The organism is Streptomyces sp. TRM68416 (assembly GCF_014596915.1).
Lineage (GTDB): Bacteria > Actinomycetota > Actinomycetes > Streptomycetales > Streptomycetaceae > Streptomyces.
The window spans coordinates 1-510 of the sequence record NZ_JACVWU010000098.1 but is presented as its reverse complement, the minus strand read 5'-3'; the positions used below and the strand labels follow the sequence as shown (position 1 = coordinate 510).

The window sequence follows — 510 nt, the reverse complement described above, 5'->3', positions numbered from 1 at the left end:
CACGGGCAAGGGCCTGCTGGGCATGGACGACCCCGTCGAGGTGGACGCCGCGTTGGAGCGTGATGAGCGGCACGTCGGTGCGGCGGTGATCGGGCTGGCGCTCAACTGCGCGCCGGAGGTGGCGTCACCGCGGATCGTTCGGGCGATCCAGGTGCTGGACCGCTCCCGACGGGACTATCCGTTCACCGCGGCGGCCCACGTGGCCCGGCTCAACGGTCGGCTGACCCCGGAGCTGTACGCCGCCCTGCGCGCGGAGGGAACGGGGGGCTTCGCGGGCCCTGCCATTGGGGACGCCCTGACGTTCGTAGCGTTCCGGGATCTGCCTCCGTGGTTCAAGTGGCAGATGGTGCGGACGGCCGTGGTCAGCAGGCTGTCTCCGCGCGGGCGTCGGTCTTGAGGCTCGTGACGAACGCGGTGAAGGCTTCGCTGGGGAACGAGAGGGGGGTGCGGGTCCGGTCCTTGGAGTCGCGTATGGCGATTCGGGGGCGGAGGTTTGCTATTTCGACGCAG

The 510-nt window shown here is 70.4% G+C and carries 2 protein-coding genes; one reads left to right on the top strand and one right to left on the bottom strand.

Features of this window, described 5'->3' with window-relative positions:
- The coding region (locus ICC28_RS40105) for a hypothetical protein (protein WP_223190813.1) at positions 1 to 397 on the top strand (397 nt) is incomplete at its 5' end.
- Here ICC28_RS40105 and ICC28_RS40100 read toward each other — a convergent pair.
- The gene (locus ICC28_RS40100) at positions 363 to 473 is read right to left on the bottom strand and encodes a DUF397 domain-containing protein (RefSeq protein ID WP_317454184.1); all 111 of its coding nucleotides are present in this window, start codon (positions 471 to 473) and stop codon (positions 363 to 365) included. The genes ICC28_RS40105 and ICC28_RS40100 overlap by 35 nt on opposite strands.
- Between the last annotated feature and the right edge of the window lie 37 nt (positions 474 to 510).